This is a genomic window from Eubacterium sp. (assembly GCF_057858645.1).
In genome coordinates this window covers 1-18573 of record NZ_DBLZZO010000017.1, presented here as the reverse complement: position 1 = coordinate 18573, position 18573 = coordinate 1, and the positions used below count along the sequence as shown (strand labels likewise).

18 protein-coding genes are annotated in these 18573 nt (G+C 33.1%); all 18 read right to left on the bottom strand.

Annotated features, from left to right (window positions below):
* Positions 1 to 93: 93 nt before the first annotated feature.
* Positions 94 to 687 (bottom strand): ATP synthase subunit B family protein, encoded by a 594-nt coding sequence (locus tag ACZM4J_RS07325; protein WP_022166050.1) that lies wholly within the window; start codon positions 685 to 687, stop codon positions 94 to 96.
* A 2-nt stretch (positions 688 to 689) separates the two neighbouring features.
* Positions 690 to 1178 carry a pantetheine-phosphate adenylyltransferase gene (gene coaD / locus ACZM4J_RS07320; RefSeq protein ID WP_022166049.1) on the bottom strand — a complete coding sequence of 163 codons (489 nt, stop codon included), beginning with the start codon at positions 1176 to 1178 and terminating at the stop codon, positions 690 to 692.
* 1 nt (position 1179) lies between these two features.
* Positions 1180 to 1740 carry a 16S rRNA (guanine(966)-N(2))-methyltransferase RsmD gene (rsmD, locus tag ACZM4J_RS07315; protein ID WP_022166048.1) on the bottom strand — a complete coding sequence of 187 codons (561 nt, stop codon included), beginning with the start codon at positions 1738 to 1740 and terminating at the stop codon, positions 1180 to 1182.
* A 72-nt stretch (positions 1741 to 1812) separates the two neighbouring features.
* Positions 1813 to 2913 (bottom strand): 30S ribosomal protein S1, encoded by a 1101-nt coding sequence (gene rpsA / locus ACZM4J_RS07310; protein ID WP_022166047.1) that lies wholly within the window; start codon positions 2911 to 2913, stop codon positions 1813 to 1815.
* Positions 2894 to 3745, bottom strand: a complete 852-nt coding sequence (gene ispH / locus ACZM4J_RS07305) for a 4-hydroxy-3-methylbut-2-enyl diphosphate reductase (RefSeq protein WP_022166046.1) — start codon at positions 3743 to 3745, stop codon at positions 2894 to 2896. Before ispH ends, rpsA begins: the two co-directional genes overlap by 20 nt.
* Before the next feature lie 20 nt (positions 3746 to 3765).
* Positions 3766 to 4419: a (d)CMP kinase gene (gene cmk / locus ACZM4J_RS07300; protein WP_022166045.1), complete on the bottom strand. Its 654-nt coding sequence runs from the start codon at positions 4417 to 4419 to the stop codon at positions 3766 to 3768.
* A gap of 15 nt (positions 4420 to 4434) precedes the next feature.
* Positions 4435 to 5664, bottom strand: a complete 1230-nt coding sequence (locus ACZM4J_RS07295) for a BaiN/RdsA family NAD(P)/FAD-dependent oxidoreductase (RefSeq protein WP_428244679.1) — start codon at positions 5662 to 5664, stop codon at positions 4435 to 4437.
* Between the two features lie 76 nt (positions 5665 to 5740).
* Positions 5741 to 7147, bottom strand: coding sequence for an oxaloacetate decarboxylase subunit alpha (locus tag ACZM4J_RS07290; protein WP_022166043.1), 1407 nt, complete (start codon positions 7145 to 7147; stop codon positions 5741 to 5743).
* 40 nt (positions 7148 to 7187) lie between these two features.
* Positions 7188 to 8327 carry a sodium ion-translocating decarboxylase subunit beta gene (locus tag ACZM4J_RS07285; protein WP_302689670.1) on the bottom strand — a complete coding sequence of 380 codons (1140 nt, stop codon included), beginning with the start codon at positions 8325 to 8327 and terminating at the stop codon, positions 7188 to 7190.
* A 28-nt stretch (positions 8328 to 8355) separates the two neighbouring features.
* Entirely contained in the window at positions 8356 to 8718 is a 363-nt protein-coding gene (locus ACZM4J_RS07280; RefSeq protein ID WP_117999545.1) for an acyl-CoA carboxylase biotin carboxyl carrier protein subunit, read from the bottom strand.
* Between the two features lie 32 nt (positions 8719 to 8750).
* Complete coding sequence (locus ACZM4J_RS07275; RefSeq protein WP_302689671.1) at positions 8751 to 9584, bottom strand: OadG family protein; 834 nt, start codon at positions 9582 to 9584, stop codon at positions 8751 to 8753.
* A gap of 9 nt (positions 9585 to 9593) precedes the next feature.
* On the bottom strand, positions 9594 to 11006 hold the full coding sequence (locus ACZM4J_RS07270) for an acyl-CoA carboxylase subunit beta (RefSeq protein ID WP_428244680.1): 1413 nt from the start codon (positions 11004 to 11006) through the stop codon (positions 9594 to 9596).
* A gap of 187 nt (positions 11007 to 11193) precedes the next feature.
* Positions 11194 to 13077, bottom strand: coding sequence for an asparagine synthase (glutamine-hydrolyzing) (gene asnB / locus ACZM4J_RS07265; RefSeq protein WP_428244681.1), 1884 nt, complete (start codon positions 13075 to 13077; stop codon positions 11194 to 11196).
* A gap of 29 nt (positions 13078 to 13106) precedes the next feature.
* Positions 13107 to 14582, bottom strand: a complete 1476-nt coding sequence (locus ACZM4J_RS07260; RefSeq protein ID WP_428244682.1) for a UDP-N-acetylmuramoyl-L-alanyl-D-glutamate--2,6-diaminopimelate ligase — start codon at positions 14580 to 14582, stop codon at positions 13107 to 13109.
* 101 nt (positions 14583 to 14683) lie between these two features.
* Positions 14684 to 15517, bottom strand: coding sequence for a diaminopimelate epimerase (gene dapF / locus ACZM4J_RS07255; protein ID WP_412622577.1), 834 nt, complete (start codon positions 15515 to 15517; stop codon positions 14684 to 14686).
* A gap of 139 nt (positions 15518 to 15656) precedes the next feature.
* Entirely contained in the window at positions 15657 to 16868 is a 1212-nt protein-coding gene (locus tag ACZM4J_RS07250; RefSeq protein WP_022165307.1) for a D-alanyl-D-alanine carboxypeptidase family protein, read from the bottom strand.
* A gap of 204 nt (positions 16869 to 17072) precedes the next feature.
* Entirely contained in the window at positions 17073 to 17639 is a 567-nt protein-coding gene (gene scpB, locus ACZM4J_RS07245; RefSeq protein WP_022165306.1) for an SMC-Scp complex subunit ScpB, read from the bottom strand.
* Between the two features lie 2 nt (positions 17640 to 17641).
* Positions 17642 to 18385, bottom strand: coding sequence for a segregation and condensation protein A (locus tag ACZM4J_RS07240; RefSeq protein WP_022165305.1), 744 nt, complete (start codon positions 18383 to 18385; stop codon positions 17642 to 17644).
* Between the last annotated feature and the right edge of the window lie 188 nt (positions 18386 to 18573).

Below are 18573 nucleotides of genomic sequence, written 5' to 3'. Positions count from 1 at the left end.
TAAATAGAAATAGTAAATAATTTTCTTAGTGTTATTTAAATATACAAAAAAGAAAGCTAAACATAGCTTTCTTTTCTGTATAAAGTATAATAATTACATTAAATCAACTGCAATGTCATCATTATTTTCAGGCTGTGAATTATCTTCATCCTGACCATTTAATTCTTTTCTGCTTTCAACAACAACATTTAATGAACTGTTTAACGATGTCATCATCTGGCTCTGTGCATTTTCAAAGCTATTCATACCTGTTGTAAGTATGCTCTGAACATTTGATAAAATATCATCTGTATACTGCATAGCTCTCATTCTATAATCATTTGCTTCTGATGTAGCATTGTTCAAAATATCCTGAGCTTCCTGCTGTGCCTGTTCAATAACCTTGTTAGCTTCATCATATGCTTTCTGCATAATTTCATGTTCACTAACCAACTGATTAATGTGTGCTGTAGCTTCAGCAATCATAGCTTCTGATCTTTCCTTAGCATCGTTTAAGATTGCATCCTTATTAGCAATAATCTTCTGATATTTCTTGATTTCATCAGGAGTTCTTAATCTTAATTCAGCTAATAATTCATCAATATCGTCTTTATTTACTACAATCTTAGATGTTGATAAAGGCTGAAACTTACAGTTATCAATATATTCCTCAATTTCTGTAATAATCTGTTCAATCTTACTACTCATTTTTATTCTCCTCTTTCCTTAAATTTATCGTAAACCTGTTGTACAACAGATTCTGGTACAAATTTGCTAATATCAGCTCCAAAATACGCTGCTTCCCTTACTGTACTTGAGCTAAGGTAAGCATATTCCAAGCTTGTTGTAAAAAATATTGTATCTACATTTTCATTTAAAACTGTGTTTGTCTGAGACATTTGAAGTTCATACTCAAAATCTGTCACAGCTCTTAAACCTCTAACAATAATTTGAGCATCTACTTTTCTTGCAAAATCCACAAGTAATCCCTCAAAAGACATAACCTTGACATTTGGTAAATCTTTTACAACATCATTTAACATTTTAACACGTTTTTCAACTGAAAACAACGGAGATTTAGAATTATTATTTAAAACACCTACTATTAGTTCATCAAATATTTTAGATGCTCTTTTAATAATATCTAAATGTCCTAGCGTAACCGGGTCAAAACTTCCAGGATAAATTGCTCTTGTCATATTATTCTCCTAGTTTTTTCAAAAATATATGTTTGTTTGTTTTGTATATTTTTTCTTTTATAATTTCGTATCCTAAATTCAAAGCAAAAGAGAAATCAGTCTCCAACGAAGCTTCAACAATTATCAAAGTGTCATTATCTAAAATACATGAATCTTTTAGAAACTCTAAAACCTTGTTTTCTAATTGCTTATTATAAGGTGGATCCATGAAAATAATGTGAAATGTCTGTTTTTTTAATTGTAAACTTTCAAGTGCTCGCATAACATCACCAAAAACAACATTTCCCTGTTCTTTTAGATGAGTTTTTTCCAAATTAGCCTCTATACATTTAATAGCATTTCTATTATTTTCTACAAAAGTTGCACTACTAGCTCCACGACTTAAAGCTTCAATTCCAATAGCGCCACTTCCACTAAATAAATCCAAAAAATCAATATCATATAAATCATTATTTATAATATTAAACAATGTTTCTTTAATTCTATCAGTTGTAGGTCTTGTATTATTTCCTTTAACTGTTTCTAATTGTATTCTTCTTGCTGTTCCTGCTATTACTCTCATTAATTCTCCATAAGCCTTATAAAATTAAAAGCAAGCAAAAAATGCCTGCCTTTAATCTATATTGTTTAAAAATTATTCTTCTTCTGAAGCTACATCTTCCTGAACATCTTCAGTTTCGTCTTCATCTGGAAGTAAAGCTTTGATACTTAAGCTGATTTTCTTTTCTTCTTCATTAAAATCAACAATCTTAGCTTCAATTTCCTGACCAACCTTTAATTCATCAGATGGCTTTTCAACATGGTGTTTTGCAATCTGTGATACATGAAGTAAAGCATCAACACCAGGTTCGATTTCAACGAATGCTCCAAAGTCTGTCATTCTTGCTACCTTACCTGTAACAATTGCTCCAACTGCAAATTTTTCTTCAGCGTTAGCCCAAGGATTTGTATCTTCGAACTTTAAGCTTAATGCAATCTTATCACCATTAATTTCTTTAATAAATGTTGTAACCTTGTCGCCCGGCTTAAATAACTTTCTAGGATTTCCAACTCTACCCCATGACATTTCTGAGATATGTAAAAGTCCGTCAGCACCACCGATATCAATGAATGCTCCAAAATCAACAACGCTCTTAACTACACCTTCAACTGTGTCTCCAACCTGAATCTTTTCAAATAAAGCTTTCTTAGCTGCTTCTTTTTCTGCAACAACTAACTGCTTTCTGTCTCCAATAATACGTCTTCTTCTTGGATCAAATTCAGTTACTACAAATTCGATTTCCTGATTTAAATATTTATCTAAATCTCTTTCGAATACGTCTGATACAAGGCTTGCAGGTATAAATACTCTACCACCTTCAACATCAACACTCAAACCACCTTTTAAAATCTGTACAACTGGTGCTTTAAGAACTTCTTTATTTTCAAAAGCTTCTTTAATCTTCTCATTTGCTTTCTCTGCAGCAAGTCTCTTATAAGATAAAGCAACCTGACCTTCGCCGTCGTTTACCTTGAGAACTTTAACTGTCAGTTCATCGCCTACTGAAATTACAGTTGTCAGATCTACTGGTGTGTTAGAGTATTCATCTCTTGTAAGAATACCGTCAGCCTTATATCCAACATTAAGAACTGCATAGTCTTCTCTTACACTGATTACCTTTCCTTCAAGAACTTCTCCATTATGAATTGTCTTGAATGATTCATCCAACATTTGTTCAAAACTCATCTCTGACATTAAGAACGACCTCCTCAATAATTTTCTTTGGGGTCGATGCCCCTGCTGTAATACCTATAGACCTCAATGAATCGACATTCTTCAAATTAAGGTTACTAACAGTTTGTATATAATAAGTATCCTTGCACTCATTCTTACATATGTCATATAACTTCTGTGTATTGGAACTATTCTTACCTCCAATAACAATCATTGCATCCACTTTTGATGCAATTTCTTTTGCCTCAACTTGTCTTAAGTGTGTCGCATTGCAAATCGTATTTACAACATTTATATCATAACCCTTTTTAGTTATAATTTCAACTAAATATTTAAATTTATTGTAGTTAAATGTCGTTTGTGAAACAATACATATACTTTCATTTCTAAAGGAATCTATTTTTTCTATGTCTTCCTCATCTTTTATAACTATAGCTTCACCTACAACCCAACCTTTTATACCTTCAACTTCAGGGTGATTGTCATTTCCTATGATTACAATTCTTTTACCTTCTTCGCTTTCTTTCTTAACAATGTTATGAATCTTTTTAACGAAAGGACAGGTAGCATCTACTATTTCCAAATTTTGTTTTTCTATGGCATCATAGATTTTCTTTGGAACACCATGGGATCTGATTACAACACTTCCTGATTGAAGATTTTCAAGTTCTTCAACTGTATCAATAACCGAAATGCCTTTTTTCTCCAAATCTTCCACAACCTGTTCGTTATGAATTATCGGTCCAAAAGTATATATCGGTTTCTTTCCTGTTTCAATTTCTTTATAAACACTTTCAATCGCTTTTTCAACTCCAAAGCAAAATCCGGCGCTTTTTGCCACTAATATTTCCATTTAAACACCTGTGTAATTTTTTATTTAACTAAACCTGTAATTTTTTCCACAACCTGTTCAATTGACATGTCAGATGAATCAACTAGCACTGCATCTTCTGCCTGACAAAGGGGAGAAACTTCTCTATGCATGTCTCTATAATCTCTGTCTTTGATGTCTGCCTCTATTGCATCAACATCACATTGTTCTCCCTTTTCCACAAGTTCTTTATAACGTCTCATTGCTCTTGTTCTTGAGCTGGCAGTTAAATATATTTTCAAATCAGCATTTGGTAATACTGCTGTACCAATATCTCTGCCATCCATAACTACATTGTTTTCTTTTGCAAGTTTCTTTTGCATTTCAACCAAAATTTTTCTAACTTCAGGATATACTGCAATAGCACTTGTCATATTACCAATTTCTTCCTGTCTAATTAATGTACTCACATCTTCTCCATTAAGAAATACTTTCTGTGTTCCATCTTCATAGCCAAGGGAAACATCTACGGACTCACATTTTTCTGCCACCTTTTTATGTTCTTTTGCACTAATGCCTTCTCTATAACAAGCTAAAGCCATTGTTCTATACATTGCACCTGTGTCAACATAAATAAAGCCTAACTCCTTTGCCACAATTTTTGCTATTGTACTTTTTCCCGCTCCTGCAGGACCATCAATTGCTATATTATACATTTGTTCCTCCACTATTTAATATATACTACTTCCTGCCAAATATCCTGTGCTCCAGGCGATTTGCAGGTTATAGCCACCTGTTTTTGCATCCAAATCCAATACTTCACCAACAAAGTACATATTCGGAACAATTTTCGACTCCATTGTTTTCGGATTAATATCTTTAACAGAAATTCCTCCTCTGGTTATAATTGCCTCATTAAATCCTCTCGTTCCTGAAATTGTTAAAGGTATGTTTTTTATGTTTTCAATAAGAATTTCTCGTTCTTCTTTTGTAATTTCATTGACTTTTTTATAAGGATCTATATTGCACAATTCAATAATTGGTTCAATCATCTTTTTAGGCAATAACTTGTCCAAAGAATTATTGAAATTCTTATTTATATTTTCATTAAAATCTTTTAGAATTCTCTTATCTAAAGTTTCTTTATCCAATGCTGGTTTCAAATCTATATATGCATAAAAATCATGCTCTTTAAATTTATCGCATATATAACAGCTTGCTGATAATACAAGGGGCCCGCTTATACCAAAATGAGTAAAAAGCATTTCGCCCTGTTCCTGGAAATAAACCTTTCCCTTTTCATCGGTTATAGTAAGTTTTATATTTTTCAGGGAAAGCCCCTGCAATCGCTTGCACATTTCTTCTTTAATATTGAAAGGCACAAGTGATGGATATGTTTTACTTACAGTATGTCCCATTTTTTCTGCGAACTTATAGCCATCACCTGTTGACCCGGTAGACTCATAAGACATACCACCTGTAGCCACTATACATTTATCACCTGCAAACTTATTATTGTGTTTATCTATTAAAATAACCTTATTGTTAGAATTTTCAATTTTAATAATCTCTGACTTTAAATGAACCTTAACGCCAATATCTTTCATCATTTTATCAAGCGCCCATATAACGTCAGATGATTTATCACTTAAAGGAAAAACTCTGTTCCCTCTTTCTATCTTTGTTTCTACGCCTGTACTTTCTATCATATTGCATATATCTTCACTGGAAAAATTATTATATGCACTGTACAGAAATTTTTCATTATAAATTATATTCGAAAAATGATTTTCAATTGAAGATGCATTTGTAATATTGCATCTGCCTTTTCCTGTTATAAAAATTTTTTTACCTAATCTGTCATTTTTTTCAAATAAATGAACTTCATTTCCATTATATCCGGCAGCAATCGCAGCCATCATTCCAGCAGCTCCACCGCCAATAATTAAAACACTACTCATATATTAAAACATCCTAATCGTTATATAAATATGACACCTATGCCTATTAAAGCATAAGGTGTCATATAATACAAATTTAAACTGGATATGCTCCGTTTTCTTTGTCTGCTACAGATGGATCAACCTTTGTCTGCTGAGCTTCTCTGTATTCAAAGAATTCTTTTGCAACCTGTGGGAATAAAGCGTATGTTAACACATCTTCATCCTGCTGTTTCCACTGAGCACATTCCTTTTCGAACTTATCAAGTGATGGTTCAAGTAAATCTGCAGGTCTGCATGTAATAGCTTCTTCATCACCGATAGCCTTCTTCTGAACTTCTTCGTTAAATGGCTTAACTGTCTGGCCATATTTTCCTGCAAGAAGATCTTTAGCCTGCTGGTTAATCATCTTATATCTTTCGCCCATAACTACGTTAAGAACTGCCTGTGTACCAACAATCTGGCTTGATGGTGTAACAAGTGGTGGTTCACCAAAGTCTTTACGAACTCTAGGAACTTCTTCTAACACCTGATCAAACTTATCTGACGCACCCATTTCATCCAACTGTGAAACAAGGTTTGAAAGCATACCACCTGGTACCTGATAAAGAAGTGTATTGATATTAACACCCATAACCTTTGGATTTAATAATCCATTAGCTAAACATTCTTCTCTATATGGTTTGAAGTAATCTGCTATTTCTTTTAATAACTTCTGATCTAAGCCTGTATCGTATGGTGTTCCCTTAAATGTTTCTACCATAACTTCTGTAGCAGGCTGAGATGTACCCATTGAGAATGGTGAAATTGCAGTATCGATAATATCGCATCCTGCTTCTACAGCCTTCATGTATGTCATAGCTGCAACACCTGATGTATAGTGTGTATGAAGATCAATAGGGATATCTGTTCCTTCTCTTAAAGCCTGAACTAATTCAGTTGCCTTATATGGTGTAAGAAGGCCGGCCATATCCTTGATACAAAGTGAGTTAGCACCCATATCTTCGATTCTCTTAGCTGTTTCTTTCCAATAATCAAGTGTATACGCATCACCAAGTGTGTATGATAATGCAATCTGTGCATGACCATTTTCCTTATTAGCAGCCTTTACTGCTGTTTCTAAGTTTCTTAAGTCATTTAAGCAGTCAAAAATTCTAATAATATCAATACCATTAGCAATTGACTTTTGAACAAAATATTCAACAACATCATCTGAATAATGGCTGTATCCTAAAATATTCTGTCCTCTAAAAAGCATCTGTAATTTTGTATTCTTAAATCCATCTCTTAATTTTCTTAATCTTTCCCATGGATCTTCTTTTAAGAATCTAAGTGAAGCATCAAAAGTTGCACCACCCCAACATTCTACAGCATGATATCCAACCTTATCCATTGTATCAATGATAGGAAGCATTTCTTCAGTAGGCATTCTTGTTGCGATTAATGACTGATGAGCATCACGTAATATAGTTTCAGTAATTTTTACTGGTCTTTTTTCTGCCATTTTAATTTTCCTCCAATATTTCTCATGTAATAGGATAACTTTAGATTCCAAAAATAGCCATAAATGTACCGGCTGCTACTGCAGTACCAATTACACCGGCTACGTTTGGTCCCATAGCATGCATCAATAAGAAGTTTGTTGGATCAGCTTCTGCTCCAACCTTCTGTGAAACTCTTGCTGCCATTGGTACCGCTGATACACCAGCTGAACCAATAAGTGGGTTAACCTTACCATGAGTTGCTAAACACAATAATTTACCAAACAGTACACCTGCCGCTGTACCAACAGCAAATGCTACAAGTCCTAAAATAACAATCTTAATTGTACTAACATTTAAGAATGCTTCAGCAGATGTTGTTGCACCTACACTTGTACCAAGTAAAATAACTACGATATACATAAGTGCATTACTAGCTGTTTCCTGTAACTGTTTAACAACACCAGATTCTCTAAATAAATTACCTAACATAAGCATACCTACTAATGGTGCTGTTGTAGGTAAAATCATTACTACAATTATTGTAACAATAATTGGGAAAAGAATCTTTTCTAACTTTGAAACAGGTCTAAGCTGTTCCATTTTGATTTTTCTTTCTTTTTCAGTTGTGAACAATTTCATAATTGGTGGCTGTATAATTGGAACTAATGCCATGTATGAATAAGCCGCAACAGCAATAGGTCCAAGTAGATCTGTCTGACCTAATTTACCAGCAAGGAAGATTGATGTAGGTCCATCAGCTCCACCGATAATTGAAATTGCAGCAGCTGCCTTTCCACCAAATCCCATGAAAATTGCCAAAAAGTATGCTGAATATATACCAAACTGTGCTGCAGCACCAAGTAAGAAACTCTTAGGGTTTGCAATAAGCGGACCAAAGTCAGTCATTGCACCTACACCCATAAAAATAAGTGATGGTAAAATACTCCATTCATCTAAAATATAAAAATAGTGAAGTAATCCACCTGCTTCATCTCCTACAGGAGCTTTAATAATGTCCGGATACATATTAACTAATAGCATACCAAAAGCGATTGGAACCAAAAGCAATGGTTCATATCCTTTTTTTATTGCTAAATATAGGAAAACACAGGCAACCAAAATCATAATGTAGTTTCCAACAGTTAAGCTGAAAAATGCTGTTTGGTTTACCAAATTTCCCAATGTATCTAAGATGTTCATTTGTTACCTCCAGTTCTTTGTAAAACAACTAATTTAATGTTGCAATAACTGCGCCTGCTTCAAATGAATCACCTACGCCAAATGCAACACTTGCAACTGTTCCATCTTCAGGAGCAACTACAGAGTTTTCCATTTTCATTGCTTCAAATACTAAAATTGTGTCACCCTTCTTTACTGACTGTCCAGGGTTAGCATTAATTGATAATACCTTACCAGGCATTGGTGCTGTTACCTTAACGCTTCCTTCACTGCCTGTTGCAGCTGGAGCTGGAGCAGCGGCTGGAGCCTTTGCAGGTGCAGCTGCCTTTACAGGTGCACTAGGTGTAGAACCTGTTTCTTCTACAGTAACGTCATAAACATTACCATTTACTGTTATTGTATAACTTTTCATTTTTAAATTCCTCCTAAATTTACAAAAGTAATTTATCTTCTTCTAATTGATCTTACAACGAAGCTGTCTGTTGATGTATTTTCACTGGCTGCAATAGCTGATGCAATAACAGCAATTAATTCCAAATCATCTGACGCATCAACTGTTTCATTTGCTGATACAGTTTCAGACTTGCCTTCTTCTGTTGTAATATTTGCTTTTTTGTTTTTATTTGCTCTAGCTTCAGTAATCTTTGGAATAACCTTAAAGCATGAAATAATTAATGAAATAAAAATAAGTACAGCGAATACTGTTCCCATTCCCATTAATGTATTAGCTCCTGCAGAAGCCATTTTTGCTCCGATAGAATTTTCTGCTGTGTCAGGCAAACTGAATTCTACAGATGTAGCCTGTGGTCCTAAAGTATCAAATAAAGAAATATGCATAATCATCTTTAAATCTTTATTTTCAAAATGTAACATTGAAGTTGCATCAATTGTTCCATCTTCATTTTCTGTTACTTCAATCTTGCCATAGTCTTTGTATGTACCACAAGGTTCATCTCCAACAGTTTTAGCAAAGTTTTCAAACATATCTGTCTGTGAACTATAATATTCACCAAGATAGTCTAACTCATCCTTAGAACATTCTCCATAATTAGCTAATCCGTTTGTTACATAGTTTTCAAACAATGACTTAATCTGTGCCATTGTAATTTTACCGTTTGCAAATGTTTTCTGATCTTCTGCTGATAAAGTTGTTTCAGCAGCATTTGTGCCACCTAAATCAACAGTTTGATCTGCAAAAACACATGTGTTTGAAAATACTAAACACATAAGTAATGAAGCAAGAGAAATTACTAAACGCAATCTTTTCATAACCTTCATAATATCCTCCTACTGTCTCTTTGTGTATAACATTTCAAGGGCACCGATAACATATTTTCTTACATCAACAGGTTCTACGATATTATCAACATATCCTCTTGATGCTGCCTTTGTTACACTTCCCTGTAACTGAGCATATTCTGCTGTCTTTTCAGCAAGAACGCTTGCATCTTCTTCAATTTCTTTTGCATACATAATCTTTGCTGCAGCGTTTGCATCCATCATTCCTACCTTTGCAGTTGGAAGAGCAAATACCATATCTGCACCAATTGACTTGCTGTTCATTGTTACATAGGCACTACCAAAAGCTTCACCAATAATAACATTTACTTTTGGAACTGTCGCACTTGCAAATGCATAAGTTAATCTTGCAGTTGCCTTAGCGCCACGTTTTTCCTGACACTTGCATGCTTTGAATCCTGTAGCATTTGTGAGTGTAAGAACAGGAATTGAAAAATCATCACAAAAATATACAAACTGTGCAGCCTTATCGCAACCATTAGCTGTAAGCTTAGGTTCGTATTCTGCTACAACTTCCATATTGTCGTCGTAAACTTTTGTTCTATTAGCTACTACACCAACTGTTGCTCCATTTAATTTTATAAATGCAGTTAACATTTCAGGTGCGTAAGCACTCTTTGTTTCAACAACGAAACCGTCATCAGAAATAGCTGTTAAAGCTAACTTTGTATCTTCTAATCCTGAATCAAAGCCTGTTGCTGCTCTGTTTAAATCATCTGTGCAGTCTGACAAAACTTCATCTTCATAATTTGAAGGTAAAATTGAAACCAAGTTAATAATACCTGAAATTATTTCTGATTCTGTTCCAACAAAATCTACATTACCAGCTTCTTCGCTCTGGAATTTAGCTGCTGAAGTATCACATACTTCTTTTCTGTTTTCATCAATAGCATTAGGTGAGTTAACAAATAATGCAGCATTATCTTTCTCCATAAATGTAAAATCAGAAAGATTTGCCATTACACTTAATGCTCCACCGCAATTTCCAAATATGGCTGTTACCATAGGAATTACTCCTGAAGCTTCGCTTTGTTTCATATAAATTGAACCAAATGCTTCAAGTCCATCTACTGATTCCTGTAATCTAAGGCCTGTGCTATCCACTAAACCAATAACAGGTGCTCCCATTTTTAGAGCCATATCATAGATATTTGAAATTTTCTTAGCATGCATTTCACCAACAGAGCCACCAAGCACTGATGAATCCTGGCTAAATACATAAACTAATCTACCATTAATTAATCCATAACCGGTAACAACACCGTCTGATGGAGTATCAATGGCTTTGATGTTAAAATCTGTGCTTCTAGCTGTTACTAATGCACCGATTTCAACAAAACTGTTGTCATCAAGAAGAGCTTCAATTCTCGTTCTTGCTGAAGTTTTAGCTGATGTACTCATAATCAGTCCTCCATTATATTAATAAAGTTTTACATAGTAAAAGCCACTGACAATATTCTAAATACCGTCATTGGCTTTACTTGTGTTTGCAAAAAACAACCACTTTTTCGCCTTGTATAGATTAACACTTTTCGTGTCAAATAGCAATTTATATTTCAAAATTTTTCCAAACAAAAACTTAATTATTTTATGCTGTTCTTATTCTGTTTTTAATCCATTCACTATTAATAGGTTTAAAGTCCTCTGTTTCAAAGTAAACATTATACCAAACAAGGAAAACATATACAGTCCAGATTCTTCTGCTGTTATCTGCTTTTCCGTTTCTGTGGTCTTCCATTAACTTAACCAAAATGTCAGTATTAAAGAATTTCTTTGATGCATCTGATGTTAATGTTTCCATTACTTTGTTGTAATATTTCTCCTCTTTTAACCATACTCTGATTGGAACAGGGAAGCCTAATTTTTTCTTGTTCGCTGTTTTTTCAGGTATATGTCTCTTAGCTGCAATTCTAAAAGCTCTCTTTGTAGCCTCTTCATTACATCTAAAATCAATAGGTAATGTTTTTGCATAATTGAACACTTCAACATCAAGGAAAGGTACTCTTGATTCCAGACAATGAGCCATACTCATTTTATCTGCTTTCAATAGGATATCTCCCTGAAGCCAGAAATTTGTATCAATATACTGCATTTTAGCTATATCATTTAAATGACTTACTTTCTTATATGTTGGAGCAACGATGTCCTGTGGTGACTTGTGTGTTAATTTTGTCTTAAGAAGTTTTTCTCTGTCTTTTACTGAGAACATATTAGCGTTACCAATAAATCTCTCTTCAACTGTTTTGCTACCTCTTATAATAAAATCACGCCCTTTTATATCAGGCATAACACTTGCAACTTTAGCTAAACCTTTTCTTATACACTTAGGTATCTTCTGATAACCTTTTAATGACAATGGTTCATGATAAATATTGTACCCCCCAAAGAATTCGTCAGCCCCCTCACCTGATAAAACTACCTTAATTTGTTCAGCCGCAAGCTGGTCAACAAAATAAAGAGCTATACATGATGGATCTGCTAAAGGCTCATCCATATAATACATTACTGATGAAATAGAATCAAAATATTCATCACTGTCAATTGTTTTACTGTAATTTTCTTTTCCTAATTCATCAACAAGACTTTCAGCATAACGTATTTCATTGTACTTGCTTTGTTTATCAAGAAATCCTACTGTAAAAGTTTTTGTTCCAGGGAACTCTGAAACAACATAACTTGAATCAACACCACTTGATAAAAGTGAACCTACTTCTACGTCAGCAATCATATGCGCATTTACTGTATTGTCAACAATTTCTTCTATCTTTGATACAGTTTTTTCCAAATCACCCTTTTCCTTTGGTTCCATCATCGGGTCAAAATATCTTTTAACAGTCATTTCACCATTTTTATAAATCATATAATGTCCTGCCGGAAGTTTATACACTCCCTTAAAGAAACACTCAGGAAGAACAGAATACTGGAAACTTAAATACTGTTCAAGAGCTTCTTCATTTACTTCCTTCTTAAAGCCCGGAAATTCCAAAATTGCTTTTATTTCTGATGAAAATGCTAAAGAGCCATTAATTTGTGAATAATAAAAAGGTTTAATTCCAAAATGGTCTCTTGCACCAAATGCTGTTTTGTTTTTGCTGTCCCAAATCACAAAAGAAAACATACCACGAAGTTTTGACAGCATGTCTGTACCGTACTCTTCATAAGCATGTACCAAACATTCTGTATCAGACTCATTTGCAAAAACATGTCCTTTTGCAATAAGTTCTTTTCTTACATCTAAATGGTTATATATTTCTCCATTAAACACAATAGCAATGTCTCCTGTTTCGTTGTACATTGGCTGTGCACCATGATTTAAATCAATAATACTAAGTCTTCTATGACCGATTGCAGCATGTTCATCAACATACATTCCCTCGTCATCAGGTCCCCTATGGGCAATCTTGTCCATCATTCTTTTTAAAACTGCTTTACTGTTTTCAACTTCTCCTATAAAGCCACAAATTCCACACATAATAAATTCTCTCTTTCATTAGTTATTATTTACAAAATTGCTTTTATTTCATCTTCATTAATAATTTCCTTTATTAAAACACGTTCATCCATTGGATGTTTAACACCTCTAATTTCCTGGTAATCTTCATGTCCTTTACCTGCAAGAACAATTACATCGCCGTCTTTTGCGTGTTGTATTGCATATCTGATAGCATCTTTTCTATCAGGAACGGTAACATGTTCTCCGTCACCTTTTTTAATACCAACTAAAATGTCATTTATAATATCCATAGGTTCTTCAAATCTTGGATTATCAGATGTTACTATTGTAAAATCTGCAAGTTTTGATGAAACTTCACCCATTTCAAAACGTCTGTCTCTTGACCTGTTACCACCACAGCCAAACACAGTTACCAAACGTTTAGGATTGTACTCTCTTAAACTTGTCAAAAGACTTTCTAAGCTCATGGCATTATGAGCATAATCAATCATTAAAGTAAATCTTTTTGAAACCGGTACAATTTCAACTCGGCCTTTTACCCTAACATCTAAAAGTCCCTGTTTTATCGCCTCAATATCCTGTGTAAAATGACTGCAAATTGCAATGGCACAAAGGGAATTATATACACTGAAATTTCCCGGAACATGAATTTCCACCGAGAAGTTCATCTTGCCTGACAAATTATATGAAACACATAGGCAACCGGGTTTAGTAAACAAATTAATATCAGAAGCCTTAAAATCATAATCTCCGTTAACGCCAAATGTTTCCAAATCGCAGGTATGGCCTTCAAGAACCTGATCAATAAAATCTGCATCCATATTTACAATGCCATGTTTACATTGTTTCAATAACATGCTCTTGCATCTTAGATAATCATCAAAATCCTTATGTTCATTTGGGCCAATATGGTCCGGTTCAATGTTTGTAAAAATACCATAATCAAATGTAAAGCCTGACACTCTGTGAAGCATTAGTCCCTGTGATGAAACCTCCATTACAACACACTTACAACCTTCTTTTACCATTTCAGCAAAAGTTTCCTGTACAACATAGGACTCAGGGGTTGTATTTTTTGCCGGTATAACTTTATCGCCAATAATAGTTTCAATTGTACCAATTAAACCTGTTTTAATACCAACACTTTCAAGAACCTGTCTTACCATATATGTAGTAGTTGTTTTACCTTTTGTTCCTGTAATACCTACAGTAATAATTTTTTCTGCAGGATTGCCAAAATATGCAGCAGACATATATGCCAAAGCAAGTCTTGTATCTTCAACCTTAATTATTGTAAGCCCCTCTACAGGTTCTACATCTTCCATAACTACTACAGCTACTGCGCCTTTATCATAAACATCTTTGACAAATTTATGTCCGTCAAAACCTGCACCTTTAATGCAAACAAAAACATCGTTTTTTTCTACTTTTCTTGAATCATTCTGTAAGTGATTGATTTCTACGGAATCATCACCATTTACAACTTTATATTCAAGTTTTTCCAATAAATCTTTTAATAACATATTTCCGCCTTCTTTAAAAAACTTTGTATAAATATTTTCGTGTACAAACCTTCTGTATAACATTGCCTACACATAAAGCTATTAGTACATTTTCCACTAACTTAAACTTCAATTTTTCCTGTAAAAGAAACTTTTGCCGGACCTGTCATATAAACAGTATTTTCTTCTCTGTTATATTCAATAAACAAGTCACCACCTAAAAGTTTCACTGTAACTTTGTCGTCTGTTAATCCATTAAGCACGCAGGCCACAACTGTTGCACAGGCACCTGTACCACAGGCAAATGTTTCACCTGAACCTCTTTCCCACACGCGCATCTTAACAGTATTTCTGTCTAATACCTGAATAAATTCTGTATTAACTCTGTCTGGGAAAATAGGATTATTTTCAAACTTCGGTCCAATTGTTTCTATTTCCAAATCATCAGTGTTCTCTATAAATGTTATAGCATGTGGATTTCCCATAGAAACACATGTGATTCTATATTCTTTATCATCAATAACAATAGGTTCGTCAACAACCTTATCTTTATCAGAAACAACCGGCACATATTTTGGTAACAAAATAGGTGTTCCCATATTAACCTTTACAGTTTCAACTTTATCATTCTTAACATTTAATTCTAAAGTTTTTATACCTGAAAGAGTTTCAACTGTAATTGTTGTTTTATCAGTCATCTTGTTATCATAAACATACTTTGCCACACATCTAATTCCATTGCCACACATTTTTCCTTCTGAGCCATCTGCATTATACATGCTCATTTTAAAATCTGCCTTTTCTGAAGGATTAATAACAATAAGTCCATCTGAGCCAATGCCAAAATGTCTGTCGCTAACTATTTCTGATAATTTATTTGGATTATCAATTTTATTTTCAAAGCCATTCACGTAAACATAATCGTTTCCACACCCTTGCATTTTTGTAAATTCCATAATGCCTCCTAAATATGCGTCATCTACCATTATTCATGTAAGTTTTTTTACACCCACATTAGCTTTAAATATACCACATCTAACTATATAAATAAAGTTAATATTACAATATATTTGCTTTATTCCTTTTACTATTTTCTTACAAAATAAAATACGAAAGAGCTTTTCTTAAACAATAAGTAAAATCAAATTTATATACTTTTTCTTTTGAGATAATTTTAATGTTTTTTACTTTTTTGTTGTTTATATAAACCCACACACTTCCTACTTTATCTTTAACATTAATAGGAAGTTTGTAATCTATTTTTGTTTTTATGTTTATTTTATCTTCATTACTAACAAGTGCTTTCAGGGAAGAATCTAAAGTACACTTTATTTCACTTTTTATTCCGTTTTCAACAGGTAGCATTATCGGTTTGTTCTTTTCAATAATATTCTTGAATTCGTAGTTATCTTTTCCGTAATCCATAAGTTTAATAGTATCCTTCCATTTATACCCTTTATTTGGTGGCCAACCGGAAGCCAAAACGCAGGATACAAATGTCCGACTATTATTTTTTATTGCACCTACAAAGCAATATCCTGCATTACATGTAAAGCCTGTTTTAATTCCTATGGCATCATTTTCTAAATTCAAAAAATTGTCTTTATTAAACACCGTTATGTTACGTTTGTTTTTTATTTCCGTCAAATTATATTTTTTTGTATTTATAATTTCTAAAAAACTTTTATTTTTTATGGCATAGGCTCCGATTTTTGCCATATCATAGGCTGTGGAATAATGTTCCTTTGCATCTAATCCGTTTGGAGTTACAAAACTTGTATTATTTGCACCGATTTTTTTTGCTTTTTCATTCATCATCTTTGCGAAGTTTTCAACATTTCCACCAATGCTCTCTGCCACTGCAACAGCTACATCATTATAAGATTCAAGCATCATTGCATATAGTAAATCTTTCAGGTAATATTGCTCACCTTTTATAACATTCATTTTCACTTTCGGCATGGATGCAGCCTTTGAACTTATTTCCACAACTTGATTTGCTTTGCAGTTTTCCAGTGCTACAATGCAAGTCATAATTTTCGTGGTACTTGCCATTGCTCTTTTTTCTTTTTCATTTTTTCCAAAAAGAATCCTACCATTTTCACCATCAATTAAGACAGCAGCCTTGGCTGACAAATCACTTTCATCTATACTTCTCTCTTTTGCATATGTATTATTTACAAAATTTATAGAAGAACACAAAAGAGCAAATATAACCATTCTACTTATTTTTCTTTTTGATATTTTAGTTGATTTAGTAAATATTATTTTAGTTAATTTAATAAATATTGTTTTCTCACGTAGCATACCATATACCTGTTTAATTGTTATCTATTAAATATATTCATGGTTTTATTTTTTATTACACAAAAAAATGATATGTCTCCTTACTTTATTACAGGAATACATATCATTTTTCTTTTTACTTATTTATTCTTCTTACATTGTTGCTAAAATACATATCTATGTCTTAACTTTAATTATTCTTCTGACTTTTTAGGCATAATTTTATTAGTCATTTGATTTCAATGTTATTTCGTCTTCTGCCTCATGTTTAAACTCTTCAATCATATCAGGAGATATAATTGGTAATTTATCTGAAGACTCAACTCCAAATCTTCTTAAAAATTCTTCCGTTGTTCCAAAAAGAAGGGGTCTTCCTGGAGTCTGTAATCTGCCAACTTCCTCAACAAGCATATACTCTACTAATTTATTAACTGCGAAATCAGATTTAACGCCTCTTATTCTTTCAATTTCTGACTTAGTAATAGGCTGTTTATATGCAATAATTGACAATGTTTCCATCATGACATCTGTTAAAACCTGTCTCTTAGGTTGCTTAGCCACTTTTATTAAAGTTTCATATAATTCAGGCTTTGTACATAACTGATAGGAATTTTCCAATTCTATGATTTTAATTCCTCTTTCATCCTTTGCATAATCTTCCTGCATTTCTTTTACAATTTTTTTCAATTGTCCCTGTGTTATGTCAAGAGCTTTTGCAATTCTATTTTTTTCAACTGATTCTCCCATTGTAAAAAGAATCGCCTCTACCTGTGCTTTGTAACTTATTTCCATAATTATACTATTGAGTCAATATATATATCACCAAAAGTTTTCTCCTGATGAACCTCAATTTCTCCTATCTTTATTAATTCTAAAACAGCCAAAAAAGAAACAATAACTTCAACTTTTGACTTTGATTTTTCAAGTAATTGTTTAAAGCTACATTTTTTCTTTTTCCTTACAGTGTTTGCCACATAATCAATTTTGTCCGGCAAACTTACTTCTTCCATTTCAATTTTTCCAAATTTACTACGAACAGGATCAATTTTATCTACCTGACGTTTTAAAACCATCTGAAATATTTCATTAAGTTTAGATAAATCAACACCCTCTAAAAGTTGGTCTAAATCAACAGGTTGCTGATACTTGCTAACTTCTTCAGGAATTGTAGGTTCTTTGTATAAGGACTTTCCGGCATAAACCTGCATGTCACGTAACTCAACAGATGCATATTTATACATTTTATATTCAATTAATTTTTCAACAAGTTCGGCTCTTGGATCAATCTCTTCCCCATTTTCGTCAATTTCTTTAGGTAAGAGCATTTTACTTTTTATATCAATAAGAGTTGCAGCCATTACAAGAAATTCACTTGCAAGATCTAAATCATCTTTTGGCATTTTACTTACATAATCCAAATATTGTTCTGTAATTTCAACAATTGGTATATCGTATATATCAACCTTATTTTTTTCAATCAAATGTAAAAGCAAATCCAACGGACCTTCAAACGCTTCTAACTTTACTTCTAATTCCATTAAATATTAATCCTCATAATTTATATTTTTACTCAAAATAGTATTGTACAAAAAAATCAGATTTTTTTCAACTTTTATTATACATACGTTTGTGTCAAGTAATCGTTGGCAACTTTCCTTTTCTCTTTTTCTATACGATTATTATCTACTTTTTTGTATGCCAAATAAACCCTGTCGGGTTTCTCTTT